This window comes from Herbaspirillum sp. GW822-FHT03A08, assembly GCF_058801885.1.
The window spans coordinates 329,996-346,464 of the sequence record NZ_JBXANR010000004.1; the positions used below are offsets into that span (position 1 = coordinate 329,996).

At 54.1% G+C, this 16,469-nt stretch carries 14 protein-coding genes and 1 tRNA gene; 8 read left to right on the top strand and 7 right to left on the bottom strand.

Features of this window, described 5'->3' with window-relative positions:
• Positions 1-62: 62 nt before the first annotated feature.
• Positions 63-896 (top strand): 2-keto-4-pentenoate hydratase, encoded by an 834-nt coding sequence (locus AC1RN6_RS14715; RefSeq protein ID WP_493006183.1) that lies wholly within the window; start codon positions 63-65, stop codon positions 894-896.
• Positions 897-913: 17 nt separating this feature from the next.
• On the opposite strand, the gene AC1RN6_RS14720 is transcribed toward AC1RN6_RS14715, so the two are convergent.
• From AC1RN6_RS14720 to arfB, 6 genes are all read right to left on the bottom strand, one after another.
• Positions 914-2,593 (bottom strand): ABC transporter permease, encoded by a 1,680-nt coding sequence (locus tag AC1RN6_RS14720; RefSeq protein WP_493006184.1) that lies wholly within the window; start codon positions 2,591-2,593, stop codon positions 914-916.
• 20 nt (positions 2,594-2,613) lie between these two features.
• On the bottom strand, positions 2,614-3,549 hold the full coding sequence (locus AC1RN6_RS14725; RefSeq protein WP_493006185.1) for an ABC transporter substrate-binding protein: 936 nt from the start codon (positions 3,547-3,549) through the stop codon (positions 2,614-2,616).
• Between the two features lie 22 nt (positions 3,550-3,571).
• Positions 3,572-4,297 carry an ABC transporter ATP-binding protein gene (locus tag AC1RN6_RS14730; protein ID WP_493006186.1) on the bottom strand — a complete coding sequence of 242 codons (726 nt, stop codon included), beginning with the start codon at positions 4,295-4,297 and terminating at the stop codon, positions 3,572-3,574.
• A 1-nt stretch (position 4,298) separates the two neighbouring features.
• The gene (locus tag AC1RN6_RS14735; RefSeq protein WP_493006187.1) at positions 4,299-5,441 is read right to left on the bottom strand and encodes a porin; all 1,143 of its coding nucleotides are present in this window, start codon (positions 5,439-5,441) and stop codon (positions 4,299-4,301) included.
• A gap of 320 nt (positions 5,442-5,761) precedes the next feature.
• Positions 5,762-7,006 carry a GGDEF domain-containing protein gene (locus AC1RN6_RS14740; RefSeq protein WP_493006188.1) on the bottom strand — a complete coding sequence of 415 codons (1,245 nt, stop codon included), beginning with the start codon at positions 7,004-7,006 and terminating at the stop codon, positions 5,762-5,764.
• Between the two features lie 140 nt (positions 7,007-7,146).
• Complete coding sequence (gene arfB, locus AC1RN6_RS14745; protein WP_493006189.1) at positions 7,147-7,569, bottom strand: alternative ribosome rescue aminoacyl-tRNA hydrolase ArfB; 423 nt, start codon at positions 7,567-7,569, stop codon at positions 7,147-7,149.
• 529 nt (positions 7,570-8,098) lie between these two features.
• Here arfB and AC1RN6_RS14750 point away from each other — a divergent pair.
• The 7 genes from AC1RN6_RS14750 (at position 8,099) to trmB (ending at position 14,651) form a co-directional block, all read left to right on the top strand.
• Complete coding sequence (locus tag AC1RN6_RS14750; protein WP_493006190.1) at positions 8,099-8,359, top strand: DUF3892 domain-containing protein; 261 nt, start codon at positions 8,099-8,101, stop codon at positions 8,357-8,359.
• A 368-nt stretch (positions 8,360-8,727) separates the two neighbouring features.
• Positions 8,728-9,726: a CBASS cGAMP-activated phospholipase gene (locus AC1RN6_RS14755; RefSeq protein ID WP_493006191.1), complete on the top strand. Its 999-nt coding sequence runs from the start codon at positions 8,728-8,730 to the stop codon at positions 9,724-9,726.
• Positions 9,726-11,129 carry a CBASS cGAMP synthase gene (locus tag AC1RN6_RS14760; protein WP_493006192.1) on the top strand — a complete coding sequence of 468 codons (1,404 nt, stop codon included), beginning with the start codon at positions 9,726-9,728 and terminating at the stop codon, positions 11,127-11,129. Before AC1RN6_RS14755 ends, AC1RN6_RS14760 begins: the two co-directional genes overlap by 1 nt.
• Before the next feature lie 241 nt (positions 11,130-11,370).
• Positions 11,371-12,717: an AAA family ATPase gene (locus AC1RN6_RS14765; protein WP_493006193.1), complete on the top strand. Its 1,347-nt coding sequence runs from the start codon at positions 11,371-11,373 to the stop codon at positions 12,715-12,717.
• Positions 12,714-13,580: a DUF4435 domain-containing protein gene (locus AC1RN6_RS14770; protein WP_493006194.1), complete on the top strand. Its 867-nt coding sequence runs from the start codon at positions 12,714-12,716 to the stop codon at positions 13,578-13,580. The genes AC1RN6_RS14765 and AC1RN6_RS14770 overlap by 4 nt, the downstream gene beginning before the upstream one ends.
• Positions 13,581-13,757: 177 nt before the next feature.
• Positions 13,758-13,831: transfer RNA gene (locus tag AC1RN6_RS14775), tRNA-Gly, on the top strand.
• Positions 13,832-13,934: 103 nt separating this feature from the next.
• Complete coding sequence (gene trmB / locus AC1RN6_RS14780) at positions 13,935-14,651, top strand: tRNA (guanosine(46)-N7)-methyltransferase TrmB (protein ID WP_493006195.1); 717 nt, start codon at positions 13,935-13,937, stop codon at positions 14,649-14,651.
• 169 nt (positions 14,652-14,820) lie between these two features.
• Here the strand turns inward: trmB and AC1RN6_RS14785 are convergent, their stop codons facing one another.
• On the bottom strand, positions 14,821-16,404 hold the full coding sequence (locus AC1RN6_RS14785; protein ID WP_493006196.1) for a methyl-accepting chemotaxis protein: 1,584 nt from the start codon (positions 16,402-16,404) through the stop codon (positions 14,821-14,823).
• Positions 16,405-16,469 lie beyond the last annotated feature (65 nt).

Sequence of the window (16,469 nt, forward strand, 5' to 3'; positions counted from 1 at the left end):
AGCCCGCGCGCCAGCAGAATAGGGACTCGCTTCCTTCCCCCTTCGCCGCCGGAGCCAGGTACATGACACGCCCTCTCGACATCCAGCACCTCGCCACGCAAATACAAGATGCCCAGGACAAGGTGCAGCAGATTGCCGCCATCACCTCACGGGAACCGGAATTCAATGTCGCCGCCGCGTACGAAGTTGCAGATCTTGTGCATCAGGCAAGACTGGCGCAAGGCGCCGTCGCCGCCGGCCGCAAGATCGGCTTCACCAACGCGGCGATGTGGGCGCGCTATGGCGTGGAAGAACCGGTCTGGGGCCACATGTATGACCACACCATCGCCTTTCTGGCGAATTCACAAGGCGAATGCAGTCTGGCCCGTTTCGCCGAACCGAAGATCGAACCGGAGATCGCCTTGCATTTCCACAAGGCCCCGCCCGAAGACGCCGGCATCGCCGCGCTGGTCGAGTGCATCGACTGGATTGCACCTGCCTTCGAAATCGTCCAGTCGCACTATCCCGGCTGGCAGTTCAAAGCTGCCGACACCGTTGCCGATGGCGGTCTGCATGGCATGCTGTTTGTCGGTGAGCGCGCGTCATTTTCTGAATTGGGCGATCAGGTATTGGAGCAGTTATTGGAACAGTTGAAGTCGTGTTCCGTGGCCCTGCTCTGCAATGGCGCCGTACGCGAAACCGGCAAAGGCGCCAACGCGCTTGGCAGTCCGCTCGCTGCGATGGCGCATCTGATTGCCGTCATTGCGAAGCAGGCGATCCGGCGTCCGATTCAGGCCGGTGAGATCGTGACGACGGGCACGCTCACCGCCGCGTTTCCGGTGAGCCCAGGCGAAGTATGGAAGATGGAACTGGAGGGCATTGCCTTGCAAAACATCAGCCTGAAATTTACCGGCTGAATTCGCGTCCCCTCTTGTCACAAAGCGTTATTGAAGCGCCGGCTCCAGTGCGCGCCAATGGCCAGCATGCTGCCGCTGGTCAGCACCGTCACCACGCCCATCGCCATGCCGTCGCCGATGGAGCCTTGTTCAAACTGCTGCCAGATATAAATCGACACAGTCTGCACGCCGCTGGGCGCAAGCAGCAAAGAGTTCACCAGTTCACGCGAAGCGATCGCAAACACGATCAGCATCGACGAGATCAGCGCCGGCGCCGTCAGCGGCAGGATGATACGTCGCATGACCTGGCTTGCCGATGCGCCGTGCACGCGCGCGGCGGCTTCGAGGTTGTCGCTGATCTGGCGCAATGCGGCGCTGGCGTAACGCACCGGGTACGGCAGCAGCAGGCAGCTATAGGCCAGCAACAGAATGCCCCAGGTGTTGTAGGGTGTCGCTGGCCAGAACGACTGATTCCAGGTCAGGATCAACCCGACGCCGACCACCACGCCGGGCAAGGCATGCGGCATCAGGGTGAGCGCGTCCAGCAAGGCACGGCCGCGGATGCGCGTCTTCACGATGGTCCATGCGCTCAACAATCCCAGCGCGCCGGTGATGAATGCAGTCAACGTGGCAAGACTGAGACTGGTCGTCAATGCGCTTGCACCGTCTCCGTCGTTCCATAACGCATGGAAGTGATTCAGGGTGAGGTTGGCGGCATTCAGGCCGCCCGACAGCGTGCGGGTAACCGCCGTCACGGCAATCGCGAACAAGGGCGCCAGTGTAGCGGTCCCGGCAATGACGGCGAAAACGATCAGCACCGGCCAGCGCCATGCGCCCAGTTCACGCGGCGTGGTCGCGACCGGCTTGCCCGACTGTGTTTCAAAATTGCGGTTCGCCAGCAGCCGGTGCTGCAAAAAGAATGCCGTCAACGCCAGCACCGCCAGCAACAGCGACAACACCGATGCGCCGCTCAGGTCGATGGGCCAATCCGAAAAACGTTGTTCGATCGAGGTCACCAGCAGCTCCACACCAGCGCGATGACCGAGCGCCGCCGGAATGCCGAATTCTTCAATCGACATGGTGAACGTCAGCAAGGCACTCGCCGCGATGGCCGGCAGGATCAAGGGCAAGGTAATGCGCATCACGCTGCGCCACGGACCGGCGCCGAAGATTCTGGCGACATCGGTCAGACGCAAACCCACCGCCGCCAGCGCACGCGACACGGAGAAGTAGACGATGGGAAAGACGTTCAAGGTCATCGCAGCAACCACGCCGTTGAACGAGAACAGGAAATGCCCGAGATTGACGCCGGCGACCTGTTCAAGATAGCCGTGCGGCTGCAGCAACAGCATCCAGCCCAGTGCCGCCAGATAAGGCGGAATCAGAAACGGCGCCAGAAACAGCAAGTCCCAGACCCGCGCCAGCGGCACCCGGAACAATCCTCGCAGCGCACCCAGCGGCACGCCGATCAACACGCTCGCCAGCGCCACAACGATACCGAAGCGCAGCGTATTGAACAGCAGCGGCAAGGTGTCGCCGCGATCCAGAGTGGCGCCGAAAGAAGCAAACGGATGCGAGAACGAACCGGTGTTAATGCCGGGGAAAATCGCCTGCAGCACGATAAATCCGATCGGCAACGCCACCAGCAATCCCAATGCCAGAAACAACGCAGATGCGGACAGCACGCGCGCAGACGCAACTGTCTTCCAGGTTTTCATGAGAATCACGGCCGAGGATTTCAGTGTTGCTTGAACAGTTTGGAAAAACGTTCCAGCGTCTCGGCATGCATGACTGCTGCTGCCGCACCTTCCTGAGGCAACAGTTTCAGATCCTTCAACAACGGCCGCTCGCTGCTGATGTCATCGCGCGCCGGCATCAGCCAGGCATCAGCAACAATTTTCTGCCCTTGAGGCGAGAGAACGTAGTCGATAAAAGCGCGCGCCTCATTCTGCGCGCGCGAAGTCTTCAGGATCATCATCGGACGCGGCGCCACCACGGTGCCACCGGACGGAAAGATCACCTTGATCGATTCGCCGCTGACCACGGCGCCGTAGGCGACGTAATCAACCGCGCCGAAGACCGCCGTCTTGGCGCCCTGTAACACCGGATTGAGCGCCTGCGCATTAGGGCCGAGGACCACCATGCCATTGCGGTGCAGATTGTCGAACAGGGAATCCGCCTGCTTGCCGAGACGCGCCTGCAGACCCAGCAGCAGATCCAGCGTCGCGCCGGACAGTGCCGGATCCGGCATGGTCACCTGGTTGCGATACGCAGGCGCGGCGAGGTCGCGCCAGTCGTGCGGTTCCGGCAGGCCGGTGCGCGTGTTCCACACGATGCACAGCGCCGAGATGCCTTGTGCAACATAGGATGGCGTCTTGAACATCGCCGGCACGTGGGCGGCGTTCGGGCTCTCGTAGTTGAGCAGCCAGCCGCGTTTTTCCAGATCGCGCGCGGTATCCCAGGATGCGGAAATCAGCACGTCGGCATGCGGGTTGTCGGCTTCAGCTTCGAGACGCGCCATGACCTTGCCCGTGGTCGCCTGGAACAAATCGACTTTGATGCCCGTTTTTTTCTCGAATCCCTGCGCCAGTTTTTTACCGAGGCTGCCGGGCCCTGCGGTGTAGACAGTCAGGGCATTTGCGTGTTCAGCCGCGAACCCAAAAGATAACGACATGGTGAAAAAAAGTAGGAGGTTGCTAAAACGTTTCATTATATTGATTCCCGGATCGTTGCATAGCGCGAACAACGCGCCCTTGCTGCATGGTGATGACCTGATGCGCCAGTGTTTCCGCCTCTTCGCGGTCATGTGTCACATACACGGCGGTGGTGCCGAGTTGCGCGAGCAAGTCGCCGATTTCACGGCACAGGCTCACACGCAGGTCGCGGTCAAGATTGGAAAGCGGTTCATCGAACAGAAGAATCCGAGGTTCCGCGACGATGGCGCGCGCCAGTGCAACACGCTGCTGCTGCCCGCCTGAGAGTGCCGAGATACGCCGCTTGCTGACATGCCCCAGACCGACGCGCGCGAGCGCCGCTGCGACACGATGCTCGCGCTCGGTCTTGGCCACGCCGCCCATTTCCAGCGGAAATGAGACGTTGCCGGCTACCGTCATGTGCGGCCACAAGGCGTAGTCCTGAAACACCATGCCCAGCCCGCGCCGCTCGGGAGCGACACAGGTCTGGGCATCGGCGACAAGCTGATCGCCGAACCGGATGCTGCCCGCGCCGGGTTGCTGCAAGCCGGCCAGCAGCTTGAGCAAGGTGCTCTTGCCGCAGCCGGACGGCCCCAACAGTGCGAGGGTGGTGCCGCCCGGCACCTCAAGATCGATGTCCGACAACACGGCCTGCGCGTCAAACGACAGTCCCAGGCCGCGGACTGAAATCGACGTGCCGGCCGATGCGGCGTGTTGAAGAGATGCCATCTCAGAAGGTGTGACGGATGCCAATCTGCGTACCGAGCTGGTTATGGCCCGCCACTGCCGACGACGCGAAACCGTTCAGACCGAGGTCCGAGCCGCCGCGATTGATGACATAGCCGGTGTTGATATAAAGGTCCGTACGCTTGGACAAGAAGTAATCCAGATCAACCTGGAACGACATCGGCGCCAGCGTGCTGCCATAAAACTTCTGGTACATCGCCGTCCCTGACATGAGCAGGCTTGGCGTCATGTGATAGGTCGTACCCAGCCAATACAGACTGGACGCCTGCACCGGGCCTTTGGTCAGCGCAGTCAGGTGAATCGCCTTGGAGTTCAGATAACGATAGCCGGCGAACAGATCCACGTTCGCCAGTTTGTACGAGGCACCCGCACCAACGCGCTTGTCCTTGTTGCCTTCATAGCCGCCGCCGGCGACCGTGGTGGCTGCGGTCGGGCTGGCAGCCGAACCGTTCTTCTGGTCATAGACCAGCGTCGCGCTGAAGTCCCCGCCTTCATACAACAGGCCGGTCTCCATCACACGGCCGCGCAGGTTGTCGCCCGCCACTTCCGAGCCGTAAGCAACGCTGTCATAGCCCTGGCTGTATTGCGCAATGGCAGTCACCGCGCCGAATTTCTTTTGATAGCGAATGGTATTGTCGAGCCGGTCCGAGAACGCCGGATCCATCATCTTGATGGCATACACCGCGTTGTTGAGCGGATTGAACTTGCTCGCCCAGTCCAGAAACAGACCGCCGATGCGACCGACGGAGACGGTACCGAAATCGTTGTTCGCCAGCCCGACATAAGACAGGCGGCCGAACAAGCGGTTGCCTTGCAGCAGACCGCCGGTGTCAACGGCCATGCCGCTCTCGATCAGGAAGAACGACGAGGTGCCGCCGCCGAGATCTTCGTTGCCCGTGATGCCCCAGCGCGACCCGGACATATTGCCGGACGTCATGCGGGTGAGATTTTTTGTGCTGCCGCTGACCAGAGCAGCGTTAGTGAGGTATTCGATTCCGGTATCGACAATGCCGTAGAGCTTGACGGACGATGTGGAAATGGAGTCTTCGGCGAAGCCGACGGAGGGTAGCGTGAGACAGGCAGCCGCAAAGCAGCCTGCCGCGCCAAGGCGGTAGAGAGAGTTCATAAATTGTAGGTCCTCTTTGGGATTAAATTTAAACGCGACCGACGGTCACGTGGCCCAGAGTATCGGGGGTAAATATTTCTGGGTTATGAACGATTTATGTCAGTTTGATGACATGTCTCCCGCGATGCGGGACAAGCCGGCAGTGTTGAAGGCAGGAAGCGGATCTGCGCATTCGATGGCAAGAGCTTGCAGGCCAATGCAGGTCAGCGAGCGCCGACCTGGGTGTTGACGAACCATGCGCGGAGCATCAGTTCCGGCAGAGGACCGGTTCGGTCCGGCATCTGCACGATACTTCTTCTGACACTGCGGCTGAATCAGGATCAGGAAGTGGTGACGTCCGTATTTTGAGAAACGGCACCGTTGGCCGGCTGCTGTTCTCTCAGCGGTCTGTTTAAACAGGAAATACGATTCCGTCCCTCTGACTTGGCCATCTGCAACGCGCTGTCGGCACGCTGCAAGAGGTCATCCATCGCCTTGTCGCCGTGTTCACTGACTGCGACGCCGACGCTGATGGTAAAGGGCGGCAGATTATCGCTTTGATTCTCAGCCATGCCGCGACGCAGTTTTTCCGCGATGATCATCGCTCCGTGCAGATTCATCACAGGCAGCGCCAATGCAAATTCTTCGCCGCCGACGCGGCTGATGATGTCCGTGTCGCGCAAGATGCGCGCTGCCAGTTCGCCGAAGCGGCGCAGCACGGCGTCGCCGACGGCGCGTCCATGGGTGGCATTGATCTGTTCGAAATTATCGATATCGCAGACCGCCATCGACAAGGGCTTCGCGGTACGCCGCGCCAGCCGGAATTCGCGGTTGGCATATTCGTCGAATTGGCGCCGATTGGCGAGCCCGGTCAGCGGGTCACGGGTTGCCATCTCATACAGATGCGCGTTGTAGCGCCGGATTTTCGTGATCATAGGACGGAAAATCAATGCCGCCTCCAGCGCCAGCGCGATGAAAAATGCGATCAGCACAACCAGTTGCGCCTTGCGTGCCTGTTCAATGCGGGCATCCGCTTGTTCGGCGAACAGCGCAGCCGCGCGATCGAGCGCAGGCAACAGCAGATCGCGAGAATGGTGTTGCAGCGCCCGATAGGCTTCGTTGCCGGTGTTCATATTGGTCGCGCCAATGAAACGGCGCGCGTCATCCAGAAAACTGCGGACTTCAGCATCGAGGGGGGTGCTGCCGACAAAATACAGCTCATGTTCAGCCGCGTTGAGCGGATAAGAGGCAGGATCGCCTTTGCCAGTGAGAGTATCCTGCAAGCGCTCCATCTGGTTGACGGCATCCTGCAAGGCATCGTTGGTGGACGTGTCGCCGACATACAGATCCGTGCTGAGCAGTGCAATGCGTTGCGACAGCACCCGTTGCTGCTCGACGAGATGAACGCGCTGTGCGGCGCTGCGTTGTTCAATGACGATGTTGCCAAACAGAAAATATGCCGCCAAAAACAGAATCGCCATCGCTGCCACGCCAGCGACATAGGCAATGGTCATACGGGTGGCGCTGATCTTTCTGTCGGGCAAACTGGTCGCTGCTGTCTTGGTTTCTTTGGCCGCACGCATCATCGTAGTGCTTTCTGTGATTGGAACGCGGAATGCAGAATGCATCGCTGAGGGTCGATATTATGACATCAGTGCTGGGTACCAACACTGCGGCGGAGATGCTTAGTGAGATATCCGAGTTTTGTCGACGGCGGCAGTTCGCATCAGTCACGAACCTTTCCCCGCATCGATTTGATTTCACCGCGCAGTGTCTTGGTTTGCAGCCGTTTGCGCTGCGAACTGCGCGGGGGACGCGTCGGCCTGCGCAATACCGGCACGTGCGCGACAACCGCCAACATTTCCTGCAAACGCTGCAAGGCGTCCGCCTTGTTCTTTTCCTGACTGCGATGCGCCTGGGCCTTGATGATGACAATCCCCTCCTTGCTGATGCGATGATCCCGCATCGCCAGCAGGCGCTGCTTCACATCATCCGGCAAGGACGACGCGCGAATATCGAAACGCAGGTGGATGGCGCTCGATACCTTGTTGACGTTCTGCCCGCCCGCGCCTTGGGCGCGGATGGCGGTGAGTTCGACTTCTTCGTCAGTGATAAAGAGGGAAAGGATGGTAGTGGCTCGATCTGGCAAAGCACTATTCTAACGAAACGCTTTTTAAGTGGAAGTGAAAGTGGAAAGGAATTGGCGGCAAACAATCAAAAACTAAAAACTATCCGGCATTACCATTTTACGAAAATAGGCGTTTCAACTGCTCGTCTTAGGTTTGCGCTCTGTCATTGAGCTACACCCTCGTTAGGTTCGGATTGCCAAGGGATCGTTCCAGCACGCCCCGGACAAGTTACCGAAAGGCATTCGAATTAGATTCTTCGTGCTACCAGTTGCAAGAGGGGCGTTAGTGACGTATTCGATCATTGTGACGTGGCTATTGGAAACACAGTCGGTCAAATCCAGTGGAAAAAATTGTTGAAATTTGCTCGACCCAATAGTACTCAAAAGCAACGAGCAACTTAACCGCGCCATATAGTGCGTAGCGGTCATATTTTTCACTCTTCGCAACTTAAGTTTCCATTCATGTCAGAAGAACATTGGTAAGAAGAACTTATTACCTATACTCCTAACGCCATCCTTTGATGGCATACACAAAAAGAGGGAGATCGAAATGGCACGACATCAAGTGACATGTATTACTTTGTCCGGCGGACGTAATCACGAACACATCACTCACATCGGTTTCGAAAATGGTGTCAGATGGAGCAAACAAGAAGGGGTTAATTTTCTTAGGACCGCAGGAAATTCTTTATTTGTGGCAGATCAACGAGGGTCGGTGGAAGTCGGAGTAGTTGACGGAAATCCACCTTATCTTCGTACCTATGCAGATGGAAGATACACTGACAATCTCTTGGCTCTTCCCGCTTGTTAATCATAGAAAAAAAATCGCCTAGCTCTTTACGTAGTAGCGAGGAGTTAGGTCTTGTATTTCCCTCTTTACCAAATCCCCAACAAAATTAGACAATGCTCCTCTACTAGCTACTAGTAAAACAGGATGCTGACTTTGGTTTGTCGATTTCAATTTTATAAATATCCTGAGTAGTATGTAAAACGGAGTGATCTAAATTCAAACGGCGGTCCTCCACTATGCGGAGAACCCGTGTATTCTTTTATTCGATTGACAAAGTATGCGTAAATTTCTACAAAGAGGATCTACGCAGAGGACTGCCCTTCTGAAAACAAAATATAACATCGCAAAAACCTGCTAAAAAATGCAGATAAAAATATGGGGATTTGTTCATGGAATGGAGCAAAGACCGCCCGTTTCAAGCACTCGCGCTGACCGGCGGCGGTTACAGGGGACTCTTCACAGCGCGCTCTTTGCAAGTCATGGAAGAATATACAAACGCCCCGATAGGACGAAATTTTGATCTTGTCTGCGGCACCTCTATCGGCGGCATAGTGGCACTTGCTGTTGCATTTGAAATTCCTTTGACGCAGGTTGTTCAAATATTTGAAGAATACGGGGAAGCGATTTTTCCACCGTACAAACGGCCTACCTCCCAAATCGGAAAGATTCTCGACGTATACAAATACCTCCGCAGACCTCGGTACGATACCGCTCCTTTAAAGGAAGCGATAGCCAAGCTAATACCCGCAACAGCTATCCTAGGTGACGCAATTCATCCCCTGGCAATTCCTGCAGTAAACGTCACTGAGGGAAAACAACAGGTATTCAAAACTCGACATAAATCGGAATGGGTACGCGACTGGCGTTTTAAAGCGATTGATGTCGCACTAGCCACCTCAGCTGCACCAACTTTTTTTGAACTGGCAGAAGTTGAAACTAGTATGTACGCAGACGGTGGATTATTCGCAAATGCGCCAGATTTGATCGCGATGCATGAAGCAGAGTACTTCTTTAACGCTCGACAAGACGCTATACGAATTCTAAGCGTAGGAACTACTACCCAAGCATATTCCATTGCCAGCAGCGCAGGTAGACGCTTTGGCATAGGGGACTGGATGCAGGATCAAAGATTGTTCTCAGTCATGATCTCTTCACAACAACAGTTCGTTGATCAAATCGTTCGGCATCGACTACATGATTCTTACGTTCGAATCGACCATTCTGCGAGTCATGAGCAAGCTCAAGATCTTGGGCTAGATGTTGCGACCTCAGGTGCGAAGAGAACACTCAAAGCATTGGCCGATAAATGCGTAACGGACTTATTAGGAACTCAACTAGTACCATTTCTAAGTCACATCCCACAACTTAAAATAATTAGGGGGAACTAATGGGCCACGCTGCTAGATTGTTTAACGGCTCCGCAGAGCAAACACTTTATGGTCGAATTACGCCTACAGACGCACAGCGGGAATTTTTGCAAGTGCAATGGAATAGCTTGGCGGAACATTTAAAGAGAGAGCTCGCGGATTGGGGATATCCGGTTTCAACTTGGTTACAGGGATCATACAAATATGGAACCCTAATTAAGCCCGTACACAAGGGGGAAGAATACGATGTTGACGTGGGTATCTATTTTCACTGGGAAAAGAAAACTGGTGAAATAACGCCCTCACCAGAGCAATTGCGACAATGGGTCCAGCAAGAGCTGTTGGACTACCAGAATATTAATGCAGACATTCAAAAAATCGATCCACCAAAGGAAAGATGCTCGCGGGCGATCTACGCCCAGCAATTTCACATTGACACACCAACGTATCACTTAGATCCATCTAAAGATCAGCGAAAGTTGGCGTGCCTTTCAGGAAAGTGGGAAGCCAGTGACCCAAAGGCCATTTACAAATGGTTCAAGAACTCTGTTGGCAAGGATGACAGAGACCTTTTACGTCGTTTGGTACGATACCTAAAAGGATGGGCTGCAGTGGCATTTCAAGAAGCCCCAGACTCTCGCCCGTCATCTATATTTTTGACGGTACTAACCACTGAAGTCTTTCAAGATATGTGGGGGGCACGCTTTTTCGGAATCGCCGATGACGATGCCCTCATTGCGGTTGTTAAAGCTATTTTTGAGCGCCTGATACGAGATCGCCGCGTTCCAAATCCGGTTGATCGTAGCGAGGATCTAAACCGCATACCTGATGCAGCTTGGGATGCATTCTTAACTAGGCTAACCGTTTTACGTGATACAGCTCTCGCTGCTGATGATGTCGAAGACGAGGCTAGCGCTGCGTTGATCTGGACAGAATCATTTTCGTTTCTAATGCCGCTACCAGAAACTGACGCGGTAGAAGTAATAGAACCAACATCCGAACGCCTGCTGATGCAGCTGCCGGATATCCAAATACAAATTTGGGATCAACAAGATAATCTTTTAGCTACACATATGAATGAAGTCCCGAGTATGACTAAGGGGCATAAATTGCTGTTCACCATCGTTAACCCCCATGTGGTGCCAGATTACGCAACCATCGAATGGACTGTTCGGAATAATGGCAATGAGGCTGACAGCATAGGAGACCTAGGTCATGCACGCGGTGGCATTCGCATGCTTTCTGTCGAGGAACACAGCGGTTATGTCGGTAAGCACTATATGGATTGTGTTGTAAGAAATAATGGATCCATATTTGCTGCAAGGAGGGTGGCAGTCCACATTGAAGAGGTGTTGGCACTTCGCCAGCCAAACCCGCAGAAGAATTGGATGAAATTGCGTACGCGACGTGGTCGTCGGCGTTAGATTTTAAAAAAATATTAACTGACCATAAAAACGCTTATTGCGATTGGCAGACATTTAATCAGCAACTTACCGCTGCTTCATGTGCCATCGACTAGCGAACACCGCTGCTGTATTTTTACATTATTTTTAGTATCGATTCTTCGGCCAAATATATCTAAGCCGCATCCAGATTGGTTAATCGAAAATCTAAGACTTAACTCCTGAAAAAATCAGGTGAACACAACTTACTAAGGGGATTATTTTGAAGCTTTTAAGTTTTTTTGCGCGAGGGGTTCACAAGCATTACACATTCGATATCGATTTCAACAGAGATATTAATTTCCTCGTCGGAGTTAACGGGAGCGGCAAGACTACCGCACTGAGACTTCTTCAAGCGGGTCTCTCATTCAATTTAAGGGATCTACTTCTAACCACTTTCCTAGAGCTAAAAATCGTTTTTGAAACCAGGTCGAATCCTAGTGGCTCCGTAAGAATCAACGAAATCAGGTTCGTTAAAGAAGGCGCCGAACTTCGCCTCAAAGTGAATGGAGAGCATCTATTGGTCATTCCGACTTTTGCGAAAGACGAAATGGAACAATATATAAGCTCGGGAAAATTTGAAGATTACATTGAAGAAAGACGATTTAGAGCACTCCGCGAGCATCCGTATATTCTCGATTTTTTTGAACGGATAAAGAAGCCACTGTTCCTCGGACTTGAGCGTAGCACAGTAGTTAAAGGGGAAGACCTTCTAGATAATGACGAAGTTTTTATTAGAAATGGCATGCGCCATCGGGTCAGTGCGAGCCGATCAAGAAATATTGACGCACCTCAGGACGGGCTCGAACATTCGAAAACACTTCTCAAAAACGCCTATCGACGCTTTCGTTCGGTCAGTGATAAGCAGACCGCATCACTACTAAGTTTGATCGTGAAGTCCACCTTCGAGTACATACAAGTGGATGAAGACGTGTTGAGTCCGAGCGGTACAAAATATGAAGAAATTCTTCACCGTCGTGACGAAATTCAAAAAGTCGCGACTGACCTCGGAGGTGAGACCAAGGCTTCGGGACAGATCGAAAAATTCTTTGAACAGCTCGAATCTGCATATAGCACAATGAAGCAATCGGGACCGAAAGCAACGGGTCTTAGTATTGAATGGCTTCTTAATAAGGCGCAAATTCAACGTATCAGTAAAATTTTGAACGAAATGGACGCACAGAAAAGGCGTGCCGATAGCTTATATATTCCTATTCGTAGCTTCGAAGAAGCCGCTAATTTCTTTTTCAATGAGTCCAGGAAGAAAGTGCGAGTTGATTCAGTAGGTAGCCTCAATGTCTCGATTAATTCCGATGATATACCACTCGGCACTCTTTCATCAGGAGAAAGGCAGCTACTCATTCTACTTGCTCACGTCGTCTTCACCAATTCTCAGGGAACGGACATAATTATTATTGATGAGCCTGAACTCTCTCTCCATCTACGGTGGCAAGAATATTTGGTAGATAAACTTATCGAATTAGACGATACGAAGCAGTTCATCTTCGCTACTCACTCCCCTGAAATTGTCGGATACCGCAAAGAAAAAACAATCAAGGTGCACAAATGATTGGCGAGTTCCTTGAGCGCACTGCTGCCGCACGGTATGCGTCTTCAGTTTTCTATGAAGAGTTTAACGATATCGATATCTATATTGAGGACACGGCGAATGGATATGAAAAACTTTTTGCAATAATCCTAGGCCGTCTTTTGGCTGATCGCCTCACCGTGACTAAAGTATTTCCACTTGGGGGAAGACAGAAGGTAATCGAAACTGCTCGCCAAGCGCAGAACACGGAGAGAAAATCGGTCTACATTATTGATGGGGATTTGTATCTGATTACTGGGGAGCGCGAAGGAATTCCGAACAACGTAGTAACGCTGGATCGTTATTGCATAGAGAACTATCTTATTGACGAGCGAGTGATAGTTGACATCTTGGATGATGAGCATCCAGAAAAACGCAAAGATGATCTAGCTGCGTTGTTTGATTTTGAGCATTGGCTTTCCTCAAGCCGACAAAAATTTACAGAGCTTTTCTTGCTATATGCAGCTGCACATCATTTACAGAGTGGTCTTCCAACGATCTCCAGACCAATGAAAGATCTTATTCGTAGCAACCGCGCCGAGGTAGATGCGGAAAAAGCGCAGAAAATAATCGAGGAAATTCATTCGAAGTTACTGGAAAAATTTGACGAAGCACAAGTGACCCAATTGTTAGCTGAATTGCAGAAAAATATTGATGTAAATTCCTGTTTTGTATCGAAATATGTTTCGGCAAAAGATTACACGCTTCCAATGCTTTTTGTAAGAATGAGGAGCATATGGAAGTTAGCGGCCACAAATCTCAACATCAAAATGCGCCTCGCGAAACACTGCGATTTATCTTCTTTGCAAAACGTCAAGGCAGCTATTCATGTTGCGATCCAATAAGCCGCGGCGGTGATATTGAGTGATTGGGTCAGAATATCTGGCCCAATCTTTTCCCGGCGACTGAGTACACATCAAAAGCGATAACAGCTTGAAGCAATCGGCCACTACAGAATCCATCACACTGAACAACCCTCAAGTTCACAAAACACCTCAAATCCCGCGTAAAATGCGGGGTTCGCGGGTGTAGCTCAATGGTAGAGCAGAAGCTTCCCAAGCTTACGACGAGGGTTCGATCCCCTTCACCCGCTCCAGGGTGCTAGGGAATCCAGCGTTTTTCATCGCTGCCTTATTTGTCTGCCTTTTGCACGCCGCATAACAATTCCATCCTCAGATCCTTCGCTTCACGAGTCATTCATGTCAGAAAACAAGTCCGGCAAACCGCTTTTTTACGATCCGACCGAACATCGCATCCGCAGCTTCGTCACACGCGCAGGTCGCTTGTCGGGGGCGCAGGCGCGCGCTATTGAGGAGCTGGGGCCGCAGTTCTTGTTGCCGTATGCGAAGGAGACGCTGGATATCGATGCGGCCTTCGGACGCTCGGCGCCGACAGTGTTTGAGATCGGTTTCGGCATGGGCGACACCAGCGCGAAGATTGCTGCGGATATGCCGGAGAAGAATTTCATCGGGGTGGAGGTGCATACGCCGGGCGTGGGTAGTTTGCTGAAGCAGATCGGCGAGCAGAGTCTGACCAATATGCGCCTGATACAGCACGATGCGGTGGAAGTGTTGACCAACATGATTGCACCGGGCGCGCTGGCCGGTGCGCACGTGTTCTTTCCGGATCCATGGCACAAGGCGCGTCACAACAAGCGCCGCCTGATTCAGGGGCCGCTGGTGAGTCTGCTGGCGTCGCGCATTGCGCCGGGCGGTTACCTGCATTGCGCCACCGACTGGGAAGAGTATGCGATCCAGATGCTGGAAGTGCTGGGCGCGGAGCCGACGCTGAAGAACAGCACCGACGCCGCTGAAGGTTATGCGCCGCGTCCCGATTACCGCCCGGTCACCAAGTTCGAAAACCGCGGCCTGCGTTTGGGACACGGCGTTTGGGATTTGGTGTTCATCAAACAATAAAGTCCTGCTGCGAGGCCATGATCTGTGATGTTGCCAATGAGCGTCCGGTGCTCAAAATCCTCATGTACCCAAGTACACTCCAAGGATTTCAACTGAGCTGTGCTCCGGGTGCCGCCAGCTGATGGCCTCTCGCTACGGACTTTGAATACGTTCCGAAGCGCTCATTCAATCAGACAACTCCGTCGCGCAGTTTGAACACACTCACTGCGCGCGCCAGACTGGCCGCCTGATCCTGCAGGCTTTCTGCAGCGGCGGCGGCCTCTTCCACCAGCGCGGCGTTCTGCTGCGTGACCATATCCATTTGCACGACTGCGCGGTTGACTTCGTCGATGCCGGCGCTTTGCTCGCGGTTGGCGCGCGTGATCTCGTCCATGATGGCAGCGACTTGCGCCACGGCACCGACGATCTCCTGCATGGTCTGACCGGCATTGCCGACCAGGCTGCTGCCGGTGTTGATCTTGGTGACGGAGTCGCCGATGAGCTCCTTGATCTCTTTGGCTGCGGTTGCACTGCGTTGGGCCAGCGTGCGCACTTCTGATGCAACCACGGCGAAGCCTCTGCCCTGTTCTCCGGCACGCGCTGCTTCGACGGCGGCGTTGAGCGCGAGGATGTTGGTCTGGAAGGCGATGCCGTCAATGACACCGATGATGTCGACGATCTTGTGCGAGCTTTGCTCGATGGCATTCATGGTGTCGACTACCGCGGCGACCATCTCGCCGCCCTTGACGGCTACACCCGAGGCATCGGCGGCGAGCTTGTTGGCCTGATGCGTGTTCTCGGCATTCTTTTGCACGGTGGAGGTGATCTCTTCCATGGAGGCGGCGGTTTCTTCCAGCGAGCCGGCCTGTTCTTCGGTGCGTGACGACAAGTCCTGATTACCCAGCGCAATCTCGGTTGATGCCGTGGCGATGGTGTGGGTGCCGGTGCGCACTTCGCTGACGATGCCGACCAGGTTGTCGTTCATGTCTTTGAGCGCTTGCAGCAGTTGGGCGGTCTCGTCCTTGCCGCTGACGATGACTTCCGAGCGCAGATCGCCGGCGGCGACCGTCTGCGCAATGATGACGGCGGTGTTGAGCGGACGCGTGATGCTGGTCACCAGCCAGAAGGTGACGATGCTGCCGAGCACCAGCGACAGGACGATGGAAATCACCAGCGTCATGCGCGCTTCGCGGTAGTCGGCCTGGGCGTCGATGGCAATCTCTTCGCGGAATTTGTCGGCCGACTTGCGCACGTCGGCGACGATGTCGTCGATCATCTGCGTCGGCAGCCGGTCTGCGCCTTTGACGGCGTCATCGACACGGCCGACGCTGTCGCGGTCTTCCGGCTTGTATTCCTTCTGGAGGGCGGCGAGGTATTTCACACCAAGATCGGCGTGCGCCTGCTGCGCCTGCTTGAGCTTGTCGACCGGCATGCCCAGCGCGGGCAGCAAGGTGTTGAGTTTGGCCAGATTGGCTTCGGTGGCTTTGCCTTCGTCGATGAAGGCCTGGCGGTATTTGGTGAAGGATTCCTGGTCTTTGCCGCGCAGCAAGGTGTTTTTCCACTCCTGCACCTGGATCTTGAATTGCACCTGAGCGCTGCGCGCGGAATCGATGGCCTTCTCGATGGTGCCGGCTTTTTGCATCGCCTGCGTGTTCTGGTCGAAGCTCTCGTTGAGCGTCATCCAGCCCCTCATCCCGACGAAGATGGTCGCCAGCAGCAGCAATGCCGCCAGCAAACCGAGACGTGTGCCTATCCTGAGATCGGTCAGCTTCATATACCCTCCATGCTTGTGTTTGCGCGGAAATATAGGTGCCTGCAACAGCGGTCTTCAACCGACTC